At 38.9% G+C, this 22,506-nt stretch carries 25 protein-coding genes; 5 read left to right on the forward strand and 20 right to left on the reverse strand.

The genetic code is table 11. The annotated features are described in order from the left end of the window. Positions 1-2 precede the first annotated feature (2 nt). The 6 genes from coaE to DRW42_RS01770 all read right to left on the reverse strand — a co-directional run bounded on the left by coaE (position 3) and on the right by DRW42_RS01770 (position 4,623). Positions 3-620, reverse strand: a complete 618-nt coding sequence (gene coaE / locus DRW42_RS01745; RefSeq protein WP_113947085.1) for a dephospho-CoA kinase — start codon at positions 618-620, stop codon at positions 3-5. Next, entirely contained in the window at positions 620-1,567 is a 948-nt protein-coding gene (locus DRW42_RS01750; protein WP_244215164.1) for a CdaR family protein, read from the reverse strand. Before DRW42_RS01750 ends, coaE begins: the two co-directional genes overlap by 1 nt. Before the next feature lie 120 nt (positions 1,568-1,687). Beyond that, complete coding sequence (gene yajC / locus DRW42_RS01755) at positions 1,688-2,011, reverse strand: preprotein translocase subunit YajC (protein WP_113947086.1); 324 nt, start codon at positions 2,009-2,011, stop codon at positions 1,688-1,690. A gap of 61 nt (positions 2,012-2,072) precedes the next feature. Next, entirely contained in the window at positions 2,073-2,531 is a 459-nt protein-coding gene (locus DRW42_RS01760; protein ID WP_113947087.1) for a DUF1573 domain-containing protein, read from the reverse strand. A gap of 2 nt (positions 2,532-2,533) precedes the next feature. After that, positions 2,534-3,484 (reverse strand): transcription antitermination factor NusB, encoded by a 951-nt coding sequence (gene nusB / locus DRW42_RS01765; protein WP_113947088.1) that lies wholly within the window; start codon positions 3,482-3,484, stop codon positions 2,534-2,536. Positions 3,485-3,534: 50 nt separating this feature from the next. After that, the gene (locus DRW42_RS01770; RefSeq protein WP_113947089.1) at positions 3,535-4,623 is read right to left on the reverse strand and encodes a Glu/Leu/Phe/Val family dehydrogenase; all 1,089 of its coding nucleotides are present in this window, start codon (positions 4,621-4,623) and stop codon (positions 3,535-3,537) included. A gap of 684 nt (positions 4,624-5,307) precedes the next feature. On the opposite strand from DRW42_RS01770, the gene DRW42_RS01780 reads away from it, so the two are divergent. Next, positions 5,308-7,098, forward strand: a complete 1,791-nt coding sequence (locus tag DRW42_RS01780; RefSeq protein WP_113947091.1) for an ABC transporter ATP-binding protein — start codon at positions 5,308-5,310, stop codon at positions 7,096-7,098. A gap of 79 nt (positions 7,099-7,177) precedes the next feature. Beyond that, the gene (locus DRW42_RS01785) at positions 7,178-7,501 is read left to right on the forward strand and encodes a DUF3276 family protein (RefSeq protein ID WP_113947092.1); all 324 of its coding nucleotides are present in this window, start codon (positions 7,178-7,180) and stop codon (positions 7,499-7,501) included. Positions 7,502-7,574: 73 nt separating this feature from the next. Here DRW42_RS01785 and DRW42_RS01790 read toward each other — a convergent pair whose 3' ends face one another. Continuing rightward, positions 7,575-8,033, reverse strand: coding sequence for a hypothetical protein (locus tag DRW42_RS01790; RefSeq protein ID WP_113947093.1), 459 nt, complete (start codon positions 8,031-8,033; stop codon positions 7,575-7,577). Positions 8,034-8,310: 277 nt separating this feature from the next. Between DRW42_RS01790 and ychF the strand changes: the two genes are divergently transcribed. Continuing rightward, positions 8,311-9,411, forward strand: coding sequence for a redox-regulated ATPase YchF (gene ychF / locus DRW42_RS01795; protein WP_113947094.1), 1,101 nt, complete (start codon positions 8,311-8,313; stop codon positions 9,409-9,411). A gap of 732 nt (positions 9,412-10,143) precedes the next feature. Here the strand turns inward: ychF and DRW42_RS01800 are convergent. Next, positions 10,144-10,758: an HAD hydrolase-like protein gene (locus tag DRW42_RS01800; RefSeq protein ID WP_113947095.1), complete on the reverse strand. Its 615-nt coding sequence runs from the start codon at positions 10,756-10,758 to the stop codon at positions 10,144-10,146. 9 nt (positions 10,759-10,767) lie between these two features. After that, positions 10,768-12,144, reverse strand: coding sequence for a magnesium transporter (mgtE, locus tag DRW42_RS01805; RefSeq protein ID WP_113947096.1), 1,377 nt, complete (start codon positions 12,142-12,144; stop codon positions 10,768-10,770). 873 nt (positions 12,145-13,017) lie between these two features. Here mgtE and DRW42_RS01810 point away from each other — a divergent pair. Continuing rightward, a complete protein-coding gene (locus DRW42_RS01810; protein WP_147243645.1) occupies positions 13,018-14,043 on the forward strand; it encodes a hypothetical protein in 1,026 nt (341 codons plus the stop codon). A 357-nt stretch (positions 14,044-14,400) separates the two neighbouring features. Here DRW42_RS01810 and DRW42_RS01815 read toward each other — a convergent pair whose 3' ends face one another. From DRW42_RS01815 to DRW42_RS01855, 9 genes are all read right to left on the reverse strand, one after another. Further along, positions 14,401-15,198, reverse strand: coding sequence for a PRTRC system ThiF family protein (locus DRW42_RS01815; RefSeq protein WP_113947098.1), 798 nt, complete (start codon positions 15,196-15,198; stop codon positions 14,401-14,403). Beyond that, positions 15,195-15,908, reverse strand: a complete 714-nt coding sequence (locus DRW42_RS01820; RefSeq protein ID WP_113947099.1) for a PRTRC system protein B — start codon at positions 15,906-15,908, stop codon at positions 15,195-15,197. Before DRW42_RS01820 ends, DRW42_RS01815 begins: the two co-directional genes overlap by 4 nt. Next, a complete protein-coding gene (locus DRW42_RS01825; RefSeq protein WP_113947100.1) occupies positions 15,889-17,043 on the reverse strand; it encodes a hypothetical protein in 1,155 nt (384 codons plus the stop codon). The genes DRW42_RS01820 and DRW42_RS01825 overlap by 20 nt, the downstream gene beginning before the upstream one ends. Before the next feature lie 19 nt (positions 17,044-17,062). Next, the gene (locus DRW42_RS01830; RefSeq protein WP_113947101.1) at positions 17,063-17,281 is read right to left on the reverse strand and encodes a PRTRC system protein C; all 219 of its coding nucleotides are present in this window, start codon (positions 17,279-17,281) and stop codon (positions 17,063-17,065) included. A gap of 16 nt (positions 17,282-17,297) precedes the next feature. Further along, entirely contained in the window at positions 17,298-17,849 is a 552-nt protein-coding gene (locus DRW42_RS01835; RefSeq protein ID WP_113947102.1) for a PRTRC system protein E, read from the reverse strand. Continuing rightward, positions 17,846-18,064, reverse strand: a complete 219-nt coding sequence (locus DRW42_RS01840; protein ID WP_113947103.1) for a hypothetical protein — start codon at positions 18,062-18,064, stop codon at positions 17,846-17,848. The genes DRW42_RS01835 and DRW42_RS01840 overlap by 4 nt, the downstream gene beginning before the upstream one ends. A 41-nt stretch (positions 18,065-18,105) precedes the next feature. Next, positions 18,106-19,191: a DUF932 domain-containing protein gene (locus DRW42_RS01845; protein ID WP_113947104.1), complete on the reverse strand. Its 1,086-nt coding sequence runs from the start codon at positions 19,189-19,191 to the stop codon at positions 18,106-18,108. A 37-nt stretch (positions 19,192-19,228) separates the two neighbouring features. Further along, positions 19,229-19,645: a single-stranded DNA-binding protein gene (locus tag DRW42_RS01850; RefSeq protein ID WP_113947105.1), complete on the reverse strand. Its 417-nt coding sequence runs from the start codon at positions 19,643-19,645 to the stop codon at positions 19,229-19,231. A gap of 403 nt (positions 19,646-20,048) precedes the next feature. Continuing rightward, positions 20,049-20,618 carry a UPF0758 domain-containing protein gene (locus DRW42_RS01855; RefSeq protein WP_158544252.1) on the reverse strand — a complete coding sequence of 190 codons (570 nt, stop codon included), beginning with the start codon at positions 20,616-20,618 and terminating at the stop codon, positions 20,049-20,051. A 119-nt stretch (positions 20,619-20,737) separates the two neighbouring features. On the opposite strand from DRW42_RS01855, the gene DRW42_RS01860 reads away from it, so the two are divergent. Beyond that, the gene (locus tag DRW42_RS01860) at positions 20,738-21,139 is read left to right on the forward strand and encodes a hypothetical protein (RefSeq protein ID WP_113947107.1); all 402 of its coding nucleotides are present in this window, start codon (positions 20,738-20,740) and stop codon (positions 21,137-21,139) included. 115 nt (positions 21,140-21,254) lie between these two features. On the opposite strand, the gene DRW42_RS01865 is transcribed toward DRW42_RS01860, so the two are convergent. Beyond that, positions 21,255-21,431, reverse strand: coding sequence for a histone H1 (locus tag DRW42_RS01865; protein WP_113947108.1), 177 nt, complete (start codon positions 21,429-21,431; stop codon positions 21,255-21,257). 184 nt (positions 21,432-21,615) lie between these two features. Further along, positions 21,616-22,413, reverse strand: coding sequence for a hypothetical protein (locus tag DRW42_RS01870; RefSeq protein ID WP_113947109.1), 798 nt, complete (start codon positions 22,411-22,413; stop codon positions 21,616-21,618). Between the last annotated feature and the right edge of the window lie 93 nt (positions 22,414-22,506).

Genomic DNA, 22,506 nt, shown 5'->3' on the forward strand with positions numbered 1-22,506 from the left:
AATTAAACTTGGTTGCTTTTATAGGCTGCAGCTGACTTAAGAAATTGATGATGTAAAGTCAAAACCTGCTCAATGATAGATTGATGTTCATCATTAGCGATAAAATGATTGGCCAGTTTAGCTTTTTCTTCATCGCTAAGCTGTTTATCCATACGTGCCTTTATCTGTTCTTCAGTAACACCATCACGTTGTATTAAACGCTTTAATTTAATTTCATAAGGAGCTGTAACCAAAATGGTGGTATCGCACAATTTATAGGAGCCGCTTTCGAATAAGATTGCCGCTTCTTTTAGGGTATAAGGTACAGTTGAAGGAATGGTGGCTTCCCAGGCATCAAAAGCCCTAAAAACGGCGGGATGAACCAGGGCATTTAGTTGTGCGAGCGCTTGTTCATTATTAAATACAATGCCTGCGATATGCTTATTGTTTAACTTACCATCTTCGAAATAACTTTCATTGCCAAAAGCCGTTTTAACGCCATCAATCAATAACGTATCCTGGGTCATTATTTCTTTCGCAGCGGTATCGGCATAAAATACAGGAATTCCCAATACCTCAAAAACCTTACACACGGTACTTTTCCCGCTCCCAATACCACCCGTTATTCCTACTTTGTACATTATTTTTCTACTATGAAATCTATTTTTGAAGGCATTACACTTACGAGTTTACAATAATCAGGAAATTCGGTTATTTTAACGGTAAACTGACGGTGCTTTAAATTGAGCCATTCATCTGCATCAATGGTGGCTGTAATAAAACTTTCATCAACCTGATCATAATTACTCAATGCCACTAAAAAAGTAACTTTAACTTTTTTGGGATAGAGTTTTATGCTGTTATAATTCCTGTTATTGATAATTTTTAAAGGTACTTCAATGGTTTTCTCGGTAAACTCATCAACTGGTAGTTTAACCTCTACTGAAGACGGATAAATGCTCACATTTTTATGGATGCTGTGCTGCAAAGCTACACGCGTTGTACTGCTGCTTTGTACTTTATCCAGTTTTAAGGTGTCGGTTGGCCAGAACTTTATTTTGTCGAGCTCTTCCGTTGGTCCGGCAACCTTAACATATTTTGGATTGAGGATAATTTCGCTGGCAATGCCATACTGCTTTTCGAAACTTAATTTATCAATTAGTTTTACAGGTACCCTTTTTACCATGCGTTTGGTAAAGTCGAAATAAAGCGTGTCGGGTTTAACCGAAATCACCTTTTGCGAACTTTCCAATTGTTTATTGATGTTATAAAGCTGATCGGAAAAAACGATAAAATCTTTGGTATTTAGCTGACTTAAATTTACGGTAACAGATGGGGGACTAATTCTTAACCGGGCAAATAACAATTGCCAGCCAGTTCCTTCTACCCTTAAATCAATTGTATCAGACTGTAGCGGATAAAAAGCCCTTTTAGTTGGTGTGTTTTTAAACACCAGTACCGTTTTTGCCACATATTCATATTTATTATTTAATGCCATAAAAAGCCATGCAGCTATGGCCAGCAGCAGGCAGGCCAACAAGCTGAATACACGTCTTTTTTCAATTTTAGTTAATCTAATAAAGGGCATAATCCGTTAAAATCTTAAATATAAGCAGCAAAAACATCTAAAAATGCATTTAACCAAATGTAGTAAAACAAAAACAGTCCCGAAAGTTTTCAGGACTGCTCAAATTTTAATTATTTCTGATTAAGCTTTAGTTGCCGCCGGGGTTACTGTGGCTTTTGTTGCATCTAAAGAAACTGCCGATTTATCGAAACGGATTTTCACACCACCTTCAACCTCGATTAAAAAAGTTGTATCGTTCATATCGGCAATACGACCGTGAATACCTGCTGTAGTTACAATTTTGTCGCCTTTTTTCAATTCACTGATCAATTTTTTATGGTCTTTGGCTTTTTTAAGCTGAGGACGGATCATAAAAAAGTAGAACACTAGCGCAATTGCTCCAAACATAATTAATTGTCTTGGATCAAATCCGCCTGCTGCCTGTAAAATTACTGTTGATGTCATTTTTTATTTTTTTTGTGTATGAATAGCTGATGATCCTTAATATGATCAATAATCAACTAAATTATTTTTTGGCAAGCACCTCTCCTACCAAATGAACGGTAGAAACTGTAGGGTTTGCATTTGAAGTAATGGTTACCACTTTATCCTGCATGCCCATTTTGCCTTCGCTATTGAAAACTACGCTGATAATTCCTTCTTTACCTGGTAAAATAGGCGAACCTGGCACCTGTGGAACAGTACAGCCACATGTTGCGGTTGCATTAGATACTACAAGCGGTGTTTTGCCCGTATTTTTAAGTTTAAAATCGTGTTTTACCTTTTCGCCCTGTTCTATTTTACCAAAATCGAAAATTTCGCGTTCGAAAACGATAACCGGTGCATCTGCAGGGGCAACTTTAGCTGTTTTTGAAGTATCGTTACCAACCGAAACCGCCGATGTTGTTTCTGAGGTTTGGTTATTTGCGTTACGGCATGCTGCAAATGAAAGTGCAGCGATAGCCAGGATAAATGTTTTTTTCATTTTTAATCTTCGATTAATCCGCGGCCAATCTTTTTAATGGTATTATTCTTTTTAAGATCGCCTAAAATTTTGTCTAAAATACCGTTTATAAATGAATTACTCTTCGGTGTACTGTAATCTTTTGATAACTCTAAATATTCGTTAATGGTTACTTTAACCGGAATAGACGGGAAGTTTAGCAGTTCGCAGATCGCCATTTTCATCAGGATCGTATCCATAAGTGCAATACGCTCCGATTCCCAATTTTTGGTCCTGTCGGCAATCATATCCTGGTATTTGGCATCGTTTTGTAAGGTGTGCACAAAAAGATCCTGTACAAATTTGCTATCCTCTACCCAATCGGCACTGATTTCGGTCAGTTTATTTTTGAACGGATCGTCAGAAGTAAAGTTTTTAAGGGTTTTGGCAACCATTCCTTTCATCACTTCATGATCCACCTGCCAGTTGATAAATTTTTCTTCAAAAACCTGGATAATGGCCTGGCTTTTTAAAATGATTTTACGGAAAATATATTTGATGATATCTTTTGATGATTCTAAACTCTCGTTATCATCAGCAAGGTAATCGGCATATTCTTTTGATGCTTTTAAAGCATTGTACACGGTTTTGCGGATTTCGGGATCAAAGCCCCAATCTACCTTATACTTTTTAATTGCAGAAACATATTCAGGATTCTGCTGCAATAAAACGCTAAACTTATTGTGTAGCAATTTCATGTTCGGATTGATATCCTCTGCTGTTTTAATGAATTTGTTTGCGCGTTCTGCCGCGTCGTTAGCAGTAAATTCGGTAACTTCTACCAATAAAGAGAGCATCCAGATGTACATTTCGTACACACTATCGATACTTTGCATCAAGGTTTTCAAATCACCTTTAATGTCTTTTTTGTCTGCCATGTGCCATGCAAAAATGTTTTGCAAAGCTTTGATTCTTAAGTGCCTTCTGTTTAACATGAATGTAAGAACGAGTGTGGTTTTTTAAAACCTGTTTTAATAGTTATGATTTAATATGACGATTTAATTTTTTTAATATCTGCAATCCGTTTTTCGGCAATCCGGTTTGCGGCAATGTTTGTGGATATGTTTTCAGCTTTGCTTAATTTAATTACGCTACGGGTAGCATCATAAATATTTTCTGTAAGCTGTACCGTGCGTTTTTTACCAAAACCGGTCAGTTCAGAGTAGCATGAAATCAACCCACCTGCATTAATCAGGTAATCAGGCGCAAATAAAATACCTTTTTTCAGCAGTAATTCGCTATCTAAAAGTTCATCTTTTAACTGGTTATTGGCCGAGCCTGCAATAATTGCAAACTTCATTTTTTCGATGGTTTTGTTGTTTACCGTGGCTCCCATGGCACATGGGGCATACACATCGGCATCGGTCGTAAAAATTTTATCGGCTTCTATCGGTTTTGCCTTATATTTCCTGGCTACATAGGTTAACTGTTCCTGATTGATATCGCTGATCAATACTTCGGCATTTTCTTTTCTCAACAAAGCCACCAGGTGTTCGCCAACATTGCCAATACCCTGTACCACAATGGTTCTGCCGGCAAGCATATCGGTACCAAAAACTTCTTTAACACTGGCTTTAATACCTAAATAAACACCCTGGGCAGTAAATGGAGCCGGGTTGCCTGCACCACCAATTGACTCGGGAACACCAGTAACATAATTGGTTTCCATACGGATATATTCCATATCGCGAGTATTGGTACCCATTTCTTCTGCTGTAATGAATTCGCCGTTCAGGTTTTTAATAAACCTGCCATAGCTGCGCATTAAAGTTTCTGTTTTATCTTTTCTCGAATCGCCGATGATTACGCCTTTTCCGCCGCCTAGGTTTAAACCTGTAATGGCCGCTTTATAAGTCATTCCGCGTGATAAACGCAGGGCATCTTCCAGGGCTTCACCTTCGGTGGCATAGCTCCACATGCGTGTTCCACCCAAAGCGGGGCCTAAAGTAGTATCGTGTATAGCAATAATTGCTTTTAAACCTGTATCCGGATCATTGCAAAAAACCAACTTTTTATGCCCGTAGGCACTTAATTGATCTAAAATTGATGAATCTGACGAAGAATTTGCTGGCATATTGAACGTTCGGCTAACCTGCTGCAAAATTAAAATAAAAAACCATTATTACACGTATTTAACAAAACTATAACAAAATTAATTCGAACGGGATTAAATAAATAAAGTTATTTGTTCAAAAAAGTATTATTTGGCTAAATTACTTTTGTTTTTTGGAGACACAAACCAAGGCAATAATATTGGTCCGTGGAGACACGAACCAAGGCTTGGGAAAAGATGAAGATGTTTGGTTCGTACCTGCACAAAGCAAGGCATTATTTTAAGTGGTCGGTATTATTTGGAAAAGCCGGGTTCGGTTCATTTGGGTTACGAAAGCCCCGCTATACGCTTCAAAGCCTTGGCTCGTACCTCACCTACGGGTTTTACGCTGCTATCGGGTTTAGGTGGCAAAGGCTTCCTAAGTTGCAAAAGGGTAAAGCATCGGCAACTTCGAGTGCTATAGCTTTGCGTTAGATGCCTTTGATTTAAACCTCGCAGGTTTTAAAAACCTGCGAGGTTTGGCAATAGAGTTCAAAAACATTTTAATAATCAGGTTAAGGGCTTTAATTAATTTAGTTTTCTACGCCACATCTTCCATCTCAAATTATACATTTTACATCCCTTATTGTCATTATTCTTTAAAGCTTAATCACTAATAGATAAATATGATGTACAGAATAACAAAATTATCTAAGTTTGTACAACATGAAACATCTGAGCCGATTAAATAAGTATTTTCTTAAATATAAATGGTGGATTATCCCCGGAAGCATTTTCGTGGTGATTTCCAATATTTTTGGAGTGGTACCGGCACAGGTAATCGGCTATGCGGTAGATCTGATTACAGAAAACATCCAGATTTTTAATCTTTTTCATGGTTTTGACAGACAGGCGATCATTTACGATATTTTTAGCAGCAACCTTTTATATTTTGGCCTGCTGGTTATTGTGCTTTATCTGTTAAGGGGCTTGTTCTTATTCTTTATGCGGCAAACCATTATTTTAATGTCGCGGCATATTGAATTTGACATGAAAAACGACATCTACCAGCATTATCAGGAATTGAGTTTAGGTTTTTACCGTAGAAATAATACAGGCGATTTAATGAACCGTGCTACGGAAGATGTAAACCGCGTGAGGATGTATGTGGGGCCGGCAATTATGTATACCATTAATACTTTTGTATTATCGGTGCTTATTATCTGGTCGATGTTTGATGTAAACTCAAAGCTGGCCATTTATTGCCTGTTGCCACTCCCCTTTCTGGTGATCATTATATATTATGTAAATACGCTGATTTTTAAAAAAAGCGGAAAAATACAGGAGCGTTTATCAGACCTTTCGAGTTTTGTACAGGAGCGTTTTTCGGGCATCAGGATCATTAAATCTTACGTGCGTGAAGATTATACCCGCAATATGTTCGAAATCCAGAGCAACGAATATAAAAAAGATTCGATGAGTTTGGTTAAAGTTTCGGCCCTGTTTTATCCTACCATGCTCTTATTAATTGGTTTAAGCACTATTTTAACCATTTATATCGGCGGTATCCAGGTGATGAACGGTAGTATCACCGCCGGGAACATTGCCGAATTTATCATTTACATCAACCAGTTAACTTTTCCGGTAACCATGCTGGGCTGGGTAACCTCACTGATCCAAAGGGCTGCAGCCTCGCAGAAAAGGATTAACGAATTTCTGGATATCCCATCGGATATTCAGTCAAAAGAAACTTCGGAGAGAACTTTATCAGGCAATATCAAATTCGATAAGGTAAGTTTTACCTATCCGGATACAGGCATTGAAGCCCTAAAAGAGGTCAGTTTCGAGATCAACAACGGCGAATTTGTGGCAATTATCGGGAAAACAGGTTCTGGGAAATCAACATTGGCTAACCTGATTATGCGGATGTACGATGTAGAAAACGGTGCTATCGATATCGACGGGAAGAACATTAAAGGTTTAAATTTAAAAGATTACCGATGCCAGATCGGTTTTGTACCGCAGGAGGTTTTTCTATTTTCGGACACGATAAAAAACAACATTGCCTTTGGCTTAGACACAGTTACCGATGAAGAGGTTTATACCGCAGCTAAAAATGCTTCGGTTTATAACAACATTATTGATTTTGAAGAAAAGTTCGAAACCATGCTGGGCGAACGGGGAATTACGCTATCGGGCGGACAAAAACAAAGGGTTTCTATTGCCCGTGCGTTGATTAAATCGCCAAAGATTTTGATATTTGACGACTGTCTTTCGGCTGTAGATACCAAAACCGAAGAGGAAATACTGCAAAACCTGGGTAAAATAATGGCCGGAAAAACAAGTATTTTAATTGCCCACCGGATTTCTACAATTAAAAATGCAGATAAGATTTTGGTGCTTGATGATGGAAAAATCATCGAACAAGGCACACACAATGAATTACTTAAGCTAAATGGCAGTTATACGGAGCTTTATAACAACCAACTTTTGGAGGAGGAAACGCGCACGATTTAAATTGTATTAAAATTGTATTTTGAACTTTAAATATTTGCTTTATATTTACCGAAACCAAAAACCAACATCAATACCAACCATGGGAGAATTCGACAACAAGGAAAGAGAAGAAGTTTTTTCAAAGAAAGTAAGAGCAGGTAAGAGAACTTATTTCTTCGACGTGAAGGCTACTAGATCGGGTGATTATTATTTAACAGTTACCGAGAGCAAGAAAAGATTAGAAGACGGTGTGTTTGTAAAGCATAAAATCTTTTTATACAAAGAGGATTTCGAAAAGTTTGCAGAAGGACTGAACGAAACGGTTGATTATATCAAAACCCACCAGGATGTGGTTGAAAAACGTTATGAATATTCAGAAAACGGAGAACATAGCACCAGAACAAGCGACGATTTTACTTTTTAGTAATATAACTTCAATAAAAAACCTCCCGATTCAGAAAATTGAGAGGTTTTTTTTATGCGTGATATATTTCTTTCTATTTTACAGAAGTGCTAACTACCGCAATAATTAACAGAAAATAACTTGCTATTAGTACGATTGTAAGTACGCCCCAGAATTTAAACAGCGATTTTACATGATAAATGGCATCATTAAAGTTCTCCTGATCGCCAAATAAAATCCCCTGCCTGCCCTTGGCCGAAAAACGCAACAGCAATAAACTCGGGTAAAAAAAGAGCAAAGCCAGTAACAGGTAAAATATCGTAATGCCGGTTGCACCAATACCAGCTAAAGGCCCTAATTGATTGAGCATAGCCGGATTAGCACTTATGGCAGCCCCAATACCGAAAGAGCTTAAAGTTAAAAATGCCGAAATCACAAAACCCACAACCGATAAAAACCTTGCCCATTTACTCATATCGTAAAAGTAACTCCGCATTTCTTCGGTTACGATCAATTTAATTTCCTGAGGTACTTCCTTTTCAATATCTTCCATTTATGTATCTGTATTTTCGGCTAAACATAGATAAAATATAGATTTGATACAATAGCAAGGGTTTAAATAAAGGTTTTAAAAGCTTATCTTTGCGCGGAAATTGAGATGTGAGATGTGAGATGTGAGATGTGAGATGTGAGATGTGAGATGTGATGGTTTGATGGATCATGGCCCAAATGCATAACTATAAAGCTCAAAAACGAAAAACACAAGGCTATTGACCATAAGACTATGAACCCAATAGCCAAAAAACTAAAGATATAAAGACTAATAAATAATGGCATTACAATGTGGTATAGTTGGTTTACCAAATGTGGGGAAATCGACTCTTTTTAACTGTTTATCAAATGCAAAGGCGCAGGCAGCAAACTTTCCCTTTTGTACTATTGAGCCCAATGTTGGCGTAATTACAGTACCTGACGATCGTTTAACAAAACTTGCCGAACTGGTAAATCCGCAAAAGGTAGTACCCAATACTATTGAAATTGTGGATATTGCAGGCCTGGTAAAAGGTGCATCGAAAGGTGAAGGATTGGGCAACCAGTTTTTAGGAAACATCCGCGCAACAAATGCCATTATCCACGTTTTGCGTTGTTTTGATGATGGAAACGTAATCCACGTTGATGGTTCAGTTGATCCCATTCGCGATCGTGAAATTATCGACACGGAATTACAGCTTAAAGATTTGGATACGGTTGATAAACGTATTCAAAAGGTAGAAAAAATGGCTAAAACCGGTGGCGATAAGGATGCAAAACGTACCTACGAAATTTTAACGGTTGTTAAATCACATCTGGAAAGCGGTAAATCTATCCGTACGGCGCCATTGGCACAGGAAGATTTTGATTTTATTGAAGATTTAGGCCTGCTTACGCAAAAACCGGTAATGTATGTTTGTAATGTTGATGAAGCATCGGTTGTTACAGGTAATAAATATGTTGACCTGGTAAGGGAAAATGTTGCTGATGAAAATGCCGAGGTATTGGTAATTTCTGCAAAAATTGAATCAGAAATTGCTGAACTGGAAAGCTACGAAGAGCGCCAGGAGTTTTTGGCCGATTTAGGTTTAACTGAATCTGGTGTTAATAAACTGATCCGTGCGGCGTATAAATTATTAAACCTTTACACTTATTTTACAGCAGGTGTACAGGAAGTTAGGGCCTGGACAATTACCAAAGGTTTTACTGCTCCACAGGCTGCCGGTGTAATCCACACTGATTTTGAAAAAGGATTTATCCGTGCAGAAGTAATTAAATATAACGATTTCGTAACCCTGGGTTCAGAAAATGCGTGTAAAGATGCAGGTAAACTTGGTGTAGAAGGAAAAACCTATGTAGTGGAAGATGGAGACATTATGCACTTCAGGTTTAATGTTTAAGCTAAATCCTTAAGATAAAATTACAGAGCCACTCTTGCGAGTGGCTTTTTTTTTGTAATAGTGCTTTTTACAAGGTTTTTGCCACGGATGCACGGATTTGCACGATTCTAATTGTTGTAAAGAGTAATTAACCACAGATATACACAGATGAACACAGATAATAAGGCGTGGTGTTTTTTTATTATTAGTAGCTGATTTGCTTTCTAAACCCGATTGAAATGAAAAACCCGCATCCCGATTTTTTCAATCGGGAGAGGATTTGTAATGAAAAGCGGGAGCATCCTTTAAAAAAAGCTTCTGTTTTTGCTTTTCAAATACCAAGGTTTTTTTGCCACGGATGCACGGAAATACACGGAAAATTACTCTTGCAAAACGTCATTTCGAGCGGAGTGTAACGAAGCCGAGAACCACGAAGTGCTCCGCGAAGCTAAATCTATCTCGAGATAGATCTCTCCACTACGCCGTGCTTCGGTCGAGATGACGACATATTTTATTGGAGTTTGTCAATAGCAGCGGCGTGTAGCGAATCGAGACTTACTTTGACAATCTTTTGGCATTATCCTTTATAAAGATTGTCAAAGTTTACATAGCTATAGGGACATATTCTATTGGAGTTTGTCAATAGCAGCAGTATGTAGCGAATCGACACTTACTTTGACAATCTTTTGGCATTATGCATTATAAAGATTGTCAAAGTTTAAATAGCTATAGGATCGAGATGACGACTCTTTTTTAAACCTCCAACCCGTAAGCTGCCAATTGCGTTTTGGTATCTTCGTAACTGCTATGGTGAATGCCTCTTAAACCCAAACCTTCGGCAACCTGAACAAATAACATCCTGTCATCAATGTACAAACTGGTTTCTACATCACTTTGCGAAATATCGATGGCTACTTTAAAAATATCGGCATCGGGCTTGCGGAAATGCACGAAACTTGATGACACGAAAAAATCAACAAATTCATTGAGTTTAAATGTGTTGATCCGGTACTGGTTCAGTTCCCTACCTTCGTTGCTAATTACTGCTACTTTAAGGTTATATTTCTTTTTAAGTTCGCAGATCAACTGGATCATTTCGGGATAAGGAAGTGATTTTTTGAACATGAATTCCTTAAAGTCGTCATAACTAAAGCTCCGTTCTTCAAAGAAAACTATACGTTCTAAATATTCATCAAGCGTGAGTTTACCCACTTCATAAGTGTCGAAAGTAAGGTGATGACGTTCTTCGAGATCAACTGAATCGAGGTTAAAAAGCACAGCTGCTTCTCCCCTTGCCTGCCTGTCCCAGCCGTTGGTTAACAAAACGCCGCCGATATCGGTAAAAAGTGTGGTTATTTTCTTCTGCATGATATAAGTTTAAAGTAAAACGCCTTTCAAAATTAATACGGCAACACTAAAATAAATTACAATCCCGGTTACATCTACCATGGTGGCTACAAATGGTGCCGATGAAGTAGCCGGATCGAGTTTCAGTTTTTTCAGGATTATAGGCATCATCGAACCGATTAAACTGCCCCAAAGTACAATGCCTACCAGTGTAAAAAATATGGTGGTGGCAATTAAAAACCAATGCGGACCATAGTTATAAAGGTGCAGCTCCTGCCAGGTTACAATACGGATAAAACCGATAGTGCCCAAAATAATGCCAAGCAAAGCGCCTGAAACAAGTTCGCGACGCATTACACGCCACCATTCGGCAATGGTAACTTCGCCAAGGGCCATTGCCTGGATAATTAATGTAGAAGCCTGCGAACCGCTGTTACCGCCGCTACTCATAATCAAGGGAATAAACAACGATAAAACTACTGCTTTTTCGAGTTCAATTTCGAAGTGCTGCATGGCCGTAGCGGTTAACATCTCACCTAAAAAGAGTACAATTAACCAACCGGCACGTTTTTTTACGAGTTTTAAGATCGGGATATCGAGATAAGGTTCATCTAATGCTTCGGTACCCCCTATTTTGTGCATATCTTCCGTATATTCTTCGTTGGCGATCCACAAAATATCATCCACGGTAACAATTCCCAACAGGATATTACTTTCATCTACTACGGGTAAAGCCACACGGTTATTCATCCTGAAGATATTGATCGCATCTTCCTGCGGATCGTTGGCTTTTAGCGCGATAAAACGTTTATCGGTCAGTTCGCCTATAATGGCTTCAGGATCGGCCAGTAAAACCTCGCGGATACGGATATCATCGAGCAATACACCATCCTTATCGATGACATATACCACATCGATGGTTTCGGAGTTTTTGCCATAACGCCTGATGTGTGCCAGAACACGGGTAATAGACCATTCGGGTTTTACGGCAATGTAATCGGGCGTCATTAAACGGCCGATACTGTCTTCTTTATAACCTAAAAGTGCGAGCGATTCTTTGCGTTCTTCGGGCGGTAAAAGGGTGATCATTTTTTTAACCACATCGCCTTTTAATTCGCTGAAAAGTGCGGTACGGTCATCAGGTGGCAGATCTTTGATGATCTGGTTGAGTTTATTACCCGAAAGTTTTTTAATGATACGCTCCTGGGTAGGAAAATCCAGGATCCTGAATACGTTTACAGCCCTGTTGAGGGATAAGGTTTCGATAAATTTTGCTGCATATTGTGGAAGTTCATCTATCAGTTCTTCAACATCCGAAATATTCAGTTGATCGAGATATTGCTTTAATGCTTTATCATTCTCTTTTTCAAGTAGTTCCTGAATTTCTTCCACAACCATTTCTTCCATACACAAAATTTAATTTATTACATGCCTAAACCTCTATTAACGGTTCGCAAAGGTGCATTTTTATTTCCTAAAAAGCCAACCTACATGCCTGAAATCCGCATTTTAAATAAGCTAATATAAAAATACAGCCTGATAAAGCCATCGCCAGTGGAGGTTAAGATAATGATTTAATTATTTTTTAACATAAAATACATCAGGTTAGGCAGAAGCAGGTTTATGATTCGGTTACAGGGTAAAATTTGCCTTTAAATTTGGGTGAAATGTATTTGATTTTTCTATATTTGCAGCCTTGCTCCCGTAGTTCAATGGATAGAATTATGGTTTCCGGTACCATCGAGACATTAACACAACACATTGACTATCAGACAGATAATTTGTAAAAATTTTTCGCCGTAAATTTATTGTAAAACAATTTCAGTAAGCATTAATTTCATAATTGCTGCAATACTATCATCAAGGATATTTGATCAGCAAATCTGAGATATTATGTGAAAGAAAGATGCGTTTTAAAATTCCCCTACATTCGTCTAATCAATATTTGTACAATAAAAACGGAGCATCAGAGTTCCACGCCGAACACCCTCAAGCAGCCTTCTGAATTGGTATGTGAAAGACAACACACTTAATTAGCAAAAAAAATTTAATGCTTATCTTTAAAAAACAATGCTTTCTTAATTCGTTGGCGGGGCAGCTGATTTCGAGGATTACTTTTCATTCTTTATATTTTCAGTAGATAGGCTAATAAGTTTTTTTTAGAAGTGTAATCAAAATGATGAGTAAAATTAATGACTGATAAAAATGCCCGCTAACATTTCATGGAATAAATAAATGGACCTATTTTTATGGATGGGATTTATGAAAAATGATCGGAATATGAATATTAGATTAAAAATAGTAATAATTATCGCCTATTGTTTATGGCCTATTTTAGCATTTACCCAGGATCTTGGCAAGGTCACAAACCTACAGGCAAGGCATTTCCGGTTAATTAGCCATAAAGATTCAATCGAATTTATATTGGTCAATGGAAACCTTGATACCATCAAACCGGTTATAATTTTCTGCCAGGGATCTACACCTATCCCATTAGTGATTAAATACCCAGAAGGCGATAAATTTATACCATCACTGAATAATTTCGACTATCAAAAATTGTCTAAAGACTTTCATATCATCGTTATTTCTATGCCATATACGCCATTTGAAGTCGATATCCAAAAACTTGATAAGGACTTTATGTATGTTATCGATAAAGAAAAGTTCCAGGATTTAAGCCCTTCCTATTTGGCTAACAATTATTTCGAGAATTACAATAGAAGGGCAAAGCGAGTAATTGATTATCTTTCAAGACAAAAATGGGTAGAAAAAAGAAGGATAAGTATAATCGGACATTCAAGAGGAAGTAAAATAGCAATAAAATCTTCAGTTGGAAACAAAAAGATTTACAAGGTGGCTTTTCTTAGCGGAAATCCTTTTGGACTCATCGAGCAGTACGTAAGGGGTTACAGGAGACAGGTCGATCTGGGAGAGATCGAAGCGAAGGAAAGTCAGTATAAGATCGAAGATATCTACCGCGTATGGAAAAAAATAAATGAAGACCCGAATTCTGTTAAAAGGAACTTTGGCGATCCGGACAGAACATGGACGAGTTTTGATCAACCATTATTGGATGATTTCTTAAAACTTGAGCAACCCGTGTATGTTGGCTATGGCACTGAAGATATCAAAGCAATATTATGTGACCTACTTCCAATATTTTTCATTCAAAAGCATAAGGACAATCTGACAATCAAACCTTATCTGGGTCTAGAACACAACTTTTACGAGCTGGATGCAAAGAGAAAAATTGATTTCGCAAAAGCACATTGGAACGATGTCATGAATGATGTGATAAAGTGAATCGGCCTGGAATAGCACGCAATGACTTAGCCGCTTATATTCACAGCAATATATGCGTTGCAGCGATAACGGCTCTCGAATTAAAAATCACTTGTGATTTGATCTAAAGTAATTTGCGTCTTTCGACAAAAGTGTACGCGCTGACTGATGGATTAGGCTTTTCTGTGTAAGTGACTCGTCCTGGATTTATTTGTCGTTTTTGAACCAAACAAATATTCCCGGCCAACCGGTCAGCAAGCCTCCGGTTTTTGCAGACTTCAGCCGCCTGCTGTTCAGTGGAGGAGTGAGAATGGGGGAATAGCGGGTGAAAAAAAAGGGCGGGCGAAGCCCGCCGCTGGAGGATTTTGGCGAAGCTGACTAAACAGAGATCGGCTGTGTACGAAAATCCGCAAGGTTTACAAAGAATCCTCGATACTGAATCACGCCCTCTCGGAGCATTGTCCATAACAATGATGCGCCAAGATTTGCAAGGGCTGAATTTATAAAAAGGTCTTGTTTTACGAGTGCCTCGGCAAGCGAACAACTTGGGGTATCATCCCCGTTTTCCGAGGCAGTCAAAAGCTCACTATATTCACCAAGCAAAGAGGGAAGTGAAGAAACAGTACAAAAATTTTCGGAATTGGCCTGTTGGACGTTACTAATAGTAGAAAGCACAGCCTGTCCCGAATCCCTGCTATTACCAAAGTCCATCAGATATATTGGCGTATCCCTATAGTTACCACCTTTGCGGCATGCACCTATCGTTTTTTCTATTTCAATCCTTGCCGACACCGTATCTACACAGGAAATGGTCAGGTTTGCCGATCTGCTTTGATCTTCTTTGCAGCCGTTTTCAAAACGCTCTGGAACGGCTTTCCAGTTCGTTCCGAAAAAACGGTTAATGCGGTTAATAAGGGCAACGCCCTTATTCAGACCGACCTCGTTTTCTGTAAAAAGCTGCCTTGCAAGATTAGCCCGTTGGACGGTATCGTCATCAAAAACATTTACCTGTAAACCCGCGTGGCCGATTGCATTGAGTGCCTGGTTAATCCGTGAAAGGGCGGTCAGCATCTGACTGCCCGTTCCACCTGCACCAATGAGGTTGACAGAAATAGGGTTTACAGGGTTTAAAAAGTTGGGATAAACAATATGGATTCTTTTCCTTGGATTTTTCATGATAGCAGGTCTTTAATCGTTTTTGGATGTTTCTTTAGGATGTTTATTGGAAAGGCTTCATCTGAGGAAATCAGCTTCTGCCAAAGGGAAACAACGTTCACTTTAACCGGAGAAACCTCACCGAGCAGGTGGCTGAATGCCGAACCAAAAAAGTAGTTTTCCCAAGTTAAAATAAATGTCTCGAGGTAGCAATCTGTATCAATGTCCACATCTACGCTGCCCATGCACACCCTGCCATCTCTATAGACATTAAAAAATGGGGCATAATATAAAATGCTAGACAACTCGGGTCTTTTTGATTCTTTTAAAGCCCACATTTCAAGTGCAGAAGCTGTGGCTTTCCATAAAAGTGGTGGCATTGAAGCTACTCCATCTGGAATCGTCAGACCAGCTTTAAAAATCAGATGCCTTTTCATTTCAGGGGTGAACCATATTGCAAAACCGTTCCGCCCCGAATTGATGTAAACAACTTCCTGCGGGAGCAGCCCCTTTGGCTGTAAAAACCCCTGCCTGTTTTCTACAGATGTACTAAGGATATCAGCAAGTGACTGGCTTTCACGAACCGAAAGTGGGTGCGCATTTGTCGGCTTTCCGCTTTTTCCTATATCATAGCTTTCAATGTAAAATTCTTCGATCTCCTGTTCACGGTAAAGCAAAAGCGCTTTGGCAGGGAGATAGGTTTTAGAAAATTTATTGGTTATATTTTTCATCGTTAAAATCAGTTAGGTTATCGGTTATCCTATTCAAAACGTCAAAAAACCTTATTTCAAAGCTGTGGTCATGCACCTCGGATAGCTGCACGGTATCAAAGAACTGTATGGTGGTCGGTTCGTCGATTTCGTCGTACTCCTGCAACGCACTGTTTACCGTATCCATCAACTGATCATATAGGCAGTCATTAAAACTCCAGATAAAAGACAGATAATTTTCAGCATATACCCTGCTTGAATTATAATATTCATCTTCGTCAAAAACCGCTGTATCAATCCGATCTATCACCGAACAGTCGGGAAAATCAAAATGCAGCGAATATGCCTGTTTTGCCAAAATCAAAAGTTCCTGTTCCGCCTTGGATGATGGCCGAAAATCACTGATCCGCTTTGCGAGCATTTGCAGGTGTTTTTTGTTATTCAGCTTTTCAAGAAGCCATTTACTCTTTTCTCCCATCAATTCTATACAATCGAGTATGTATTGCTGCTCTTTTTCATCCTCAAGACATCCTTCATCGCTTGACCAGTCATAAATCATATCATAAATGGAAGATAGGTAGCTCCCGTGTTCAGCATGATAAGGGATTCCCCCGATCTGATAGAGGTAAGCTAAAACAGAAAGGAGAAGTTCCGCTGTTTTTTTTCTTTTATTATCCTGCAATAATTCATACAATGGCTCTACAGGTAGATAATAAAGAGTAGTTTTTGTATCAAAACTTTTCTTTACTGCTACACAGGCTACATGTTCTTCATCGTGTATTACAATTAATTCCAATGACTTATCTATCCTATCAAGCTTTTGCTTTAAATCATTGATCGATTGCGCTATATTTTCAGGGTATACTGATGATGGAAAATTCATAAGGGGCAATCCATAAAAGCTGCACAGGTTTTCGGCAGAACTGAAAAACTCCTTTTCAACGATGAGCTGATCGCTGATCTCCAAAGGATAACCATTGATTAACGGATTAAAAACATGGTTTAAAAAACCATTTCGGTAAGTGTTTGCGGAGCGGGTCTTTTTCTGTCTTTTCTTATTTCCGAGAGATCGGGCAGCCTGTCCAGTCCTGTAAGAAATCTTCCCAAACTTTGGTGAAGCTTCCAGTTTTGCGAGTATTGTTCTGTTTTGATGCATTTCGCTGCGTTTTTCATGGTTAACCTTTTGTACCTAATGTGGTAATGAATTTAAATTCGAGGGCATCCCCTTTGATTTCGGGCCCCTCTATCTTTGCAGTAGTGAGGATGGGGTAAGTTCCCGAATAAAAATCCATGACCTGCTCGGGGCTGAATTTTTGGGCGGGGTCAGAAAGTTTTACTTCCTGTCCTTTGTCACTAAAAACGAATCTTCTTGGTATTGCGGTAGCTTTAAGCATGGTCTAAAATTTTTGGTTACAATAAGGTCATTTGGTTTTTTCTCCAATTAAGTTCTTTCTGGAGTTTTTCGATCTCGGCTTTTTTATCGGGATAATCCTCTATGCTAGGAAGCAGTGCAATCGCCTCCGCATATTTGCAGCAACTGTTTAGTGTAACGATCTCTTTTAGTATATCTTCGAACTTAAATTTGGTCGAAACGGATTCTTCCGATACTGTTTGGCTATCCTCTGTTTTTTTAGTGTCCGAGGTCATCGTGTTTTTTTCCTTTGGTTTCGCCATTAGTTTCGCTTTTGCCTCCTCTAATCCTTTTTGATAGGCAGATAGATTTGAAAAAAAAGAAATTGTCTGTTCTATGGGAACGGAAAGGTTTTCAAAAAAGCCCTCGTCAATTTCCTGTGCAGTTCCGCTATAAAGCATCGGTGGCAAGGGGCTGCCTGCTGATTCTGCTCCACTGTTTTTGAGCAGAACTGAAACGAGCAATTCATTTTCTTTAGGAAATGAAATATTGATTACCCAAGAACCTGCACCGTGCAGTCTTTGGATGGCTTGAAAAAAATTGGTTCTCATGGTTTTTGTTTAATTAAGTGTGTTCCCCTGCGTTTAGAAAAAACGGCATCAAAGCCGTTTCCCCCGATTACGCTTTTAATTATGTTCTCGGCATGGCGGATGCGCACGGCATCCCCTGCGGAAATCTGCAAACATTCAAGGTTTTCAAAAAACCGTAAGGTTTTGGCGATTTCGTAGAGGGCTTTTTTTTCTGTTGTATCGGCTAATATGCTCATGATATAGTTTTTTAAGGGAGCGGAAATCCGCTCCCTGTATTTTAGTTTAATTGAAATGAGATGTTTTCGTTTCTGCCTAGATCAAGGCAAAGGTCAAATGCAGCCTGTCCTCTCTGTTTGGCTGTTCCCTCTAAGATGGATTTGAATTTTGATTCACCATCTTTGAATTTACGAACGTTCTGATAATAGCCGGTTACCGCATTGTATGCCCCGAACAAAGTTCCCTTTGTGGTATCTAGCACCTGCGATGGATTGGCCATTGCATAGCCAAAAACATCATCAACGATATTTTTATATACACTCGATGCTTCATCGACTGTACCGTTTTTGAGTTTTCCCAATATTTCGCGATTTGGAGCCATTGCGATCTGAATGAGTTTTTTTACTTCATCATCAGAGATGCGCAGGCCAGCCCAATGGTTAAAAACCTGTTCCATTTCATCCCCTATCCTGCCCGAAATACCCATTAAGGTGTGGGCGGTTTTAAGCCTGTCTCCTGCACCCGAAGAATGACGGATTCGGATAGAATTTGAAGAATTTTTCATGGCGGCGTTTAGGGTATTGTTACACACGATGCGTACAGGGGTAAAAGCTGCCGTGATACTTCCAAAACCATCGTGTGAAGTGGTTAAAAAAAGATACTGCTCGATCAGGTCATCCTTTCCCACTTTAATATAGGAGGGCAGTTTTGCTGTAATAAAAATGCGTTCGCCCCTGCCCAAAGCCCCTGCGGTTTCGTAGAGAATCCCCTCACTACCGCCAACGATGCTATCAAAAAATTCAAAGGCATCGATATTCTGTACCACGCTGTAATCCTTTCCGACCACCCCTAAAACCGTGTCGGAATCTGTGCGCACCGTAGCAAAATAATTTGGAACTTCAATATCGGATGATGCGCCCAATATGATCGCATCGGGATCGGGATTATTTCTTAGGTTAAGATTATTTGCATCCATTGTAAAAAGCGGTCTTTTCTCGACCGAGTAATCAAGCCCCGCAAATTTTAGTGCTTCGGCAGATGTTGGGTAAGCATCTACTATTGTTCCCAATCCATGCCATGCTTTTTCACTTACCGAAAAAAAGCTATGTTTTTGTGTTTTGTCGTTATAATTTAGGTTGTGTCCCATGATGTAAAATCTAAAATGAATAAGTATCGGCTAATAATTAAAATGGTAGGTCATCATCAATGCCCTCGAATTTGTTTGCTGCTGTCTCCGCGGCTTTGGGGTTTTCCTGTTGAGGGTTTTCAGAAGTAGTGGAACTGCTCCTCTCTTTTGATGCATTTCCCAAAAGTTTAATTTCGCTCGTATGAAAGGTCAAAGATGCTTTGGCCTCTCCCGAACCGCTCATGTAAGCGTTTACGCCTATCCGTCCATAAAGCTGTACCCATCCACCCTTTTTTAGGTATTCGGCTATCCCCGTATTGAGCCAATACGAACAGTCTACAAACGTGGTCACCTTCTTCTGTTCCCCGCCAGAACGATAGGTATCATTGATTGCAATTGAAAAGCCTGTTACTTTCCTGTCTCCGCTTACTGTTCTTACCACTGCATCAGCGGTCAGTCTTCCTGTAATTTCCATTTTTGTAAAATTTTAAGTTTAACTTTTTTTGTTTCCTTTCCTTTTTTCCAAAAAATCTTTCCAAAAGAAAAAACGGAAAAAAAGAAAGTATAGAAAAGCGGGTGTACAGGAACGGAGAGCTATAAGTCCCGGAGGGTGTTGCGGCTCAGCCGCAACATTATGCGCTCGCAGAGAACGGAGCGCCCGAATTTCACGGCCTTTTTTACCGTTTTCTATTGTAAAGTTTCACCTTTCAACATATCCAAAAAACGCAGGCTTATTACATAAACTACAAAAGTATACCATTAGTAATTAGCAAGGATAACTGCTCTGGAAAACAGCATGTCCCATGCTTAGACAGGCTCTAAACGCAATTTCCAGATAACCAATGCATGATTGTTTGGGTTGCAGTCCTACAATTAATCTAAACCGCACACATCCTCCTGCCCAGTTCTAAAGCGGCCAGGATAGCACTGGACTTTGCCATCCCAATCCCTTTAAATCTGGAAAGTGCTTTATGATCCTGAGCAGCCAATAGATCAAGCCTGCCCCCAACTGCTTTTAAAACATTTTCTGCCAAATCCACTGCACTAACACCACTACGGCCGGAACCGATCAAAAGAGCCATCAGTTCCGCATCACTCATCTGGCTAGATCCGAGTGCAATAAACTTTTCCCTTGGCCTTAAATGGACATCCCATGACTTTATGCCTTTATTCGCGCAGGAACTTTTAAGGTGTACCAAATCAGCTACACGGAAATTATCCTGATTGAGATAAATGGCTGAATGGAACAGGGAAGACATCGCTGAAATCAAAAAATGAAAGTCCTGCTCAAAGACCACAATGGTAGAACGTTTATAGCTTCCATCAAGCTGCTCATCACTTCTGGTAATGCACAGATAATGGTTATCATTGACTGCCCTTTTAAAATCCAGAAAATAATTCCTCTTCCCTGATGAAAAGTTTTCGGTAGCAAGGTTACTATTTTTCATATCCATAATATTTAGGTATGAACAAAATTATTTATTGGATTACTGAGATTCGGTTGTATATTGTCTTAGCCGATCCGATCGGATAAAAATTGGATAGCAAACCATGAAGATTTTTAGAGATGCAGCAGCCCAAGAAAACCGAGCGGACCTGTAGTTACCGCAACTGTGAGAATACATACGAAGGGAGAAGTGATAAGATCTTCTGCAGTGACCAGTGCCGTAACCATGCGCGGCGAGACCAGTTGAAGACTGAAAAATGGAATGCACCTGCTTTTTACGATAAGATTTCACAAATCATTAAAAACAACCATAAAATCCTTAAACACCAGTTTGAGGAAAAGGGTGATAATACTGTAATTACCAATTTCCTGCTAAGAGATAGCGGATTCAACTTTGAATTCCATACTCGTATACTTCCCACATCAAAGGGTATTTACAGATTTTGTTTTGATTACGGCTGGCTGGAGCTTGAAAACGGAAAAATCCTGATCGTAAAAAATGATCGAATGGTTGAAATCTGATCTATAGATATTACCAGCTTAAATCTAACAGCATTTTTTTTTGCACTATAAACCAGCAAGGCCGCTCCCCAATCGGACAGCGGCCTTGCCATTATTTCCCAAAACAGATTTTCTTTTACTTTGTATTTTTCTTTTCCGTTACCTCAGCTCTGATCTCCTGAGCCAGGTTTTTAAGATCTTGCATACCTTTACGTACACGGGTTCCTGCCGCTCCATTATTGGCATTATAGAACTTTTCTACATCAGCTTCAACAGAAGCTATTAATTCTTTGATTTTAGCAAATTTTTCCATCCTGAATATAATTTTAAGGGGCAAATATATCCAATAACGTCAATCCAACAAATTATTCCGATCATAAACCGCTTGACAACATCAGATTACATCATAAAACAGCTTAAAAAAATATAGCCATGCAGAAGCACAGAGGCAAAAGCCTCTGTGCTCAGAACATACTTACGCCCATAAATAAAAATTTCTACCTGCCCCTGCCCTTTTTCTCATCATCCATAGCATCCTTAACCAAAGCATCCTTATTATCATCCGATGCCGAAGTCTTCGCAAGAACAGTTTTTTTGTCAATTAAGTGACTGTGAACCGGCTCAACATTGTGATCATAAAATTCAATCGTTTCAAACTGGGGATCTACAGTAATAAACCCATGTACTTCCTTATTATCAATAAAAAAACTCACTCTCTGAAGATCCCCTCTCTTCAGGCTTTTCATAAGACGATTTTTAAAACCTTCTTTTTCCATCTCAGGAAAAATAAATCTGTCAATTGCAGCAGCTAAATTAAACTTGTAATGTTCGCCGTAACTTCTTATTGCATAACCATTCTCAGCGAGAGGTTCTCTAAAGTTAAGTTTAAGCCACAAATTGGCCATTTTCCCATTCTTAAGCATGACATTTTTATTTACCGCACGCCCAGAAAGCATATTATAACTTTCTATTGCCGTTATCCCTTTACCTTCATCGATGTAAAACCGGTGATTAATCATTTCGTAAGGCTTAATAGCCTTACTTAAATATAAGTCATACCTATTAAATGAATATTGATCAGTATCACTGTCTTTTGATATTTCAAGCTGGTATTGTATAAAATCTTCATAGTCTGGCATGTTTTTGGGATTGGGAACAGGCATCCTAAAGTTCAATATCATCATAAACCGTGGAAGTCCAAATTCGATACAATTTCGTATTGATCTGTTTAAAGTCTTTCCAAAGCCAAGGGATTCCAGATTAGCCTGCAGATCCCTCAAATTTTCTTCATTCATATGATCAATTCAAAATGCTGTTTATCAAATGAAAGTAATTTCAGTCTTTTCCTTTAACAAATATTTCTTACGGGGCATCCCCATTGAGGTATT

It is taken from the genome of Pedobacter miscanthi, assembly GCF_003315595.1.
GTDB classification, from domain to species: domain Bacteria; phylum Bacteroidota; class Bacteroidia; order Sphingobacteriales; family Sphingobacteriaceae; genus Pedobacter; species Pedobacter miscanthi.